This is a genomic window from Paenibacillus sp. An7 (genome assembly GCF_009870785.1).
Classification (GTDB): Bacteria; Bacillota; Bacilli; order Paenibacillales; family Paenibacillaceae; genus Paenibacillus.
On sequence record NZ_WTWX01000050.1, the window covers coordinates 1 to 4,230 of the forward strand.

The following is a 4,230-nucleotide window of genomic DNA, read 5'->3' on the forward strand; positions in this document are numbered from 1 at the left end:
CCTAGCCGACCAAAGCATAGGGCGCTTTTTTCTCGTTTAGAAGATTTTAGCATGAGACTATTAAGCTAGTAAACTAACAAAAATACGAATAAATCCAGTAATGACGTGGAATAAGACTGCTTGACTGCGAGGCGATCGCCAGGGAGGAGTCATAAGAGGTTGTAGGAAGCTTGCAAAGGATTCTTTTTCTCGTTATGGACGGCCAGTCGATGTTTGGGAATAGAGAGGCCTTATAAGAAGGCTTACATAGTTCGTTAAATGTTTGTCTTCTTAATTTTAGATGTGGGGCCCTGCTGGTTATATCTGAAGAAAAACCAGACGAATCCCATTCCCTGCGAAGCAGGGGTATAAATGGGCACTCTCGTGAAATTATAAACTCAATCCTTTCACTGTACAAAAAGTGAGCCGAGGTAAGTTGTTAGGTTTATGGTAGTATTTATAGAAAAGTTTAATACCTTTTACCAAAAACAACAGGGTTGATGAGCTGGTTGTACGTAAGTTTTTTCTGTAGTGATTGTTTTTTTCTAATAAAAAAATTCATTTATAAAACTTCTTTTTGTGATTCTTACAAGAACACCGAAATTGAGCGAAATCCCATTTGTAGATAGAAAGAGCATAAGGGAAAACTGACCCCACTTTCAGTGTGGTATTAGGCAGAGCCTAATGTTTTCATGGGTACAAAGAATTTCATTTTTGGCACACTAGCGTGACACCAAAAAATGCCTTTTGGCACACTAGCGTGACAAGAAGAAACCGGAATTTTTAAAGTGTGAATTTATATAACAAGAAAACCAGCCCTAAAAAATGGGCTGGTTTTCTTGTTTGTTTCTTTATATGAAATTCACATTTGATTATTCATCTGCATAATATCCGACTTTTAATTCCTCTTGCATTGTCAGGTTCAATTCTTTAAAAAGATTGTTGATTTTCGAGTTGCTCTTAAAGATATTTTCCTCAGCTTTATTTTGAACCCATTGAACTTCATTACCATTGTTAAGAGCATCGATATTTACGCAAATGAACCCTAACTCTGAGGATAGATCTTCACAAATTCTATTAACTTCTTTAGATAAATAGAGTTTATTAAAAAAGTATTCATTATGTGCTCTTCTTTGATAATCCCTCGCCTGATCATTATAAACTCTATTCATCAGATTTTGTAAATTTTTCAATACTGATGGATCTTCATGTCTTCTATTCCAATTATCTAAGATGATTTTCTGTCGAGACATTTTTATTTCGTACTTATCAAGTAGTTTAGTTATTTCGTCAATCGTATAAACCATATAGTCATCTGCTTGTCTATGCTTACCACCCATTATTCTCCCTATATGATTATCAGCCTCAAGAAACAAACGATAAAGGGAGCTATAAGCCTCATGCTTTTTCGTGGTATAAAGACTGAAGTCTTGCATTTTTCTTTGAATGTCGAACTTGTAAGCCTCCATTGATGACTGTAGTTGAGATCTATGATTATCTAGTTTCTTAGAAAAATTATAAGAGATTATCGAATTGACCAAGATTTGAGCTATAACTACAATGGCGGATATTATTGTCGCAGCTGACACTACGTATGATGTACTTGAATCAATTGTAACTATCCCACAAACCTCCTTCTCGTCGAAAAAGTCATATCTTCATTCATAAAAAGAAGGCTATAACACACAGGAGAGCTAATGGAATGGTAGAATCCCTTATTCACATGCGACCCCATCGTTATCTCTATCTAATGCTGCTCTATATCCAGGCTCACCACTATAAATAGGAGCAGCACCTTGATTTCTTGCCTCAGTGCAGTTGCTATAATAAGCTCGAACGTCAGAATTATGATTAAAGTTTATATAGTTTGATGGTAGAAAAAATAACGAAATTAATGCAAAGCACACTGGATACATTCCGATACTACCAAGCCATTCAGGAGGTGAATCTTTTCCAGCCCTCCCTCCTATTTTAAAATCAAAAACTAAATATATAAGATATAATCCTGTTGCAGTTAAACATACATAGCCTATGAAGTAATGTTCGTCCATAATAGTAAATGCCGAAAATAAACCTAATCCTCCTGATAAATAGGTTGGATATAATATTTCACTCCATTTACCAGCATATGGACTCATTGAACCGGTGAAAATTAAAAACAATCCAATCATGAACACGAAAACCAAATTAGCCCTCCTTTTGGACAACAAAAGCATTCAAGGTCTCTAATTACTGTTTGGTGGATCCAGTCATTGTTTAAACCACCCAAGCAAGCCTCCTCGACGTTTTCCGTGAGTCTCAATACGTGAGACAATTTCCAGCAATTGATCCCGTGTCTCTTTCTGATTTTTCTGGATCTCTTGAAACTGTTCTGTTGCCGTAGCCACCTCTTTATGTACGTTCAAGACCTGTTCGCAGATATCCTTCATGTTTTCGTTCATCTCACTACGATTCTTTTCCCCGTCTTTTAACCGTTCATCTACGTTCATAAGCATAGTCATGATTGCATTCATCTTAGAATCAAGTGTAGCAAGGGTTTCTATAACATTCACGTTCACGGATTCACCATCAGCATTCACGCTTATAATTGTAGGTCGCCCGGATCGAAGCAACTCATCTTCTACATCCTCAGCAGTTTTTCCGGCAGCATATAGCGTTCTTATTTGTATAAATACCGGAATACAGTTTTCAGCAATTGAATATGATTTATGTCCTTTTTTCACCTGCAGATGCAAGCTATGACGTGTTATGTATCTCCGAACAGTCTCTGGAGGTATACCTGCCCGATCTGACACATCTGCGACACTTAACCAAGCCATATAAATCCTCCTTTTGTTCATGAACGTTCACTAATTCACTACATATACACCATGATAAAATCCTTTTAAATAAAGGCTTTTATGTAAGAATGTGCGTGAATGAATATATATTACGTTCATTTGTCCTCTCTTGCCCTGCCGGTTCGGCAGATTCGTATAAAAGGAATCTCTGCAACAATATTTTTAAAGACAACACATGGTATAAGCAAAGGGCAAGCCCTCTGCACTCCCAAATCTAAATGATTAATTTGATCATACACCTCATATAAGACTCTCAGATGGCCGTATAACGCATTTATATTTTTCTGTTAATTGGATACTTTGTTTTTTCAAAAACCTCTACAGGATCGGATTCTGTTCGTCTCATAGCCTAATGCATACCAAAGGGTCACCCAATATTAGAGAACTTGGCTTTGAAAGGTTCTGATATTTTCATTAAAATCTCGTTCCTTGGTGATTTTTCATTGCTTTAATCTTATAAAGTTGTACTGCCTCAGAATATGCTTTGTTAAATAGACCTACGGGATTTCGAACATCAATCTTCATCTTTACACCATTTGGTGCATCTGGAGCCAGATAAGCAGTACGTTCAAAGTATCGATCAGCAGCAATACGTACAACTTCTGGATCTAACTGGCTTGGAAACTGTTCTTGCAACATAAGAAGTATTTCTTGTACATAAGCTGATCCTACAGGTATGCCCTCCAAATAAATAGATTCAGGCAAGTGTGTAGTTAATGCTTCATAAATCTCGTTATTAAAAGAGCTAGAAGCTTCAGCTTCTTCAATCAAACAATCATTATTTAAATCATTATTATTTAAATCATTATTTAGTAGTAGTGGGTTTTCCGTCAGCGGATTTTCCGTCGACGGGTTTTCCGTCAGCGGATTTTCACCGTCGACGGGTTTTCCGTCAGTGGGAAGATCTTCTGTTATAGGACGTTCATAAATAATATATTCCATGTGTCCGAAACTTCCATTTTCTCCGCGGATCTGGCGTCTTGATAGATAGCCGAATTTCTCTAATTCACGCAGACCGGTTCTAACCGAATCTCGTCCATCAGTTGCACGTTTAATTAGGTCTGATTCATATACTTGCCAGTCGTCCGGTTTAGACAGAAGATAAGCTAATAAACCTTTCGCTTTCCATGATAAGCGTTCATCGTTTAAACCGTACTTATCAATCATCACATAAGGGTTTTCACGTTTGCTTGTTCGAATAATGGTATTGGTATTTGATTTGCGGTCTGTTTTCATAAAAATAGCCTCCTTAAATTTAAGGAGCAGATAGTCTTGCCTATTCAGGTTATCGCCTATTATAATAGGGGTAACTAAATAAGGGCAGACTATGCCCCTTGTGTTTATAGAGAAGAAGCGCCTAGCCGACCAAAGCATAGGGCGCTTTTTTCTCGTTTAGAAGATTTTAGCATGA

At 37.1% G+C, this 4,230-nt stretch carries 4 protein-coding genes; all 4 read right to left on the reverse strand.

The window, feature by feature from the left end:
• Nucleotides 1-851 precede the first annotated feature (851 nt).
• Nucleotides 852-1,568 carry a hypothetical protein gene (locus GQY27_RS20910; protein ID WP_160037196.1) on the reverse strand — a complete coding sequence of 239 codons (717 nt, stop codon included), beginning with the start codon at nucleotides 1,566-1,568 and terminating at the stop codon, nucleotides 852-854.
• 126 nt (nucleotides 1,569-1,694) lie between these two features.
• Complete coding sequence (locus tag GQY27_RS21575) at nucleotides 1,695-2,156, reverse strand: excalibur calcium-binding domain-containing protein (protein WP_236570681.1); 462 nt, start codon at nucleotides 2,154-2,156, stop codon at nucleotides 1,695-1,697.
• A 72-nt stretch (nucleotides 2,157-2,228) separates the two neighbouring features.
• Entirely contained in the window at nucleotides 2,229-2,798 is a 570-nt protein-coding gene (locus tag GQY27_RS20920) for a hypothetical protein (protein WP_160037197.1), read from the reverse strand.
• Between the two features lie 435 nt (nucleotides 2,799-3,233).
• On the reverse strand, nucleotides 3,234-4,055 hold the full coding sequence (locus tag GQY27_RS20925; RefSeq protein ID WP_160037198.1) for a helix-turn-helix domain-containing protein: 822 nt from the start codon (nucleotides 4,053-4,055) through the stop codon (nucleotides 3,234-3,236).
• Nucleotides 4,056-4,230: the final 175 nt, after the last annotated feature.

Bases quoted from the DNA above. Each gene is read 5' to 3' on its own strand.
- GQY27_RS20920 (WP_160037197.1), bottom strand. From the start codon at position 2,798: ATGGCTTGGTTAAGTGTCGCAGATGTGTCAGATCGGGCAGGTATACCT.
- GQY27_RS20925 (WP_160037198.1), bottom strand. From the start codon at position 4,055: ATGAAAACAGACCGCAAATCAAATACCAATACCATTATTCGAACAAGC.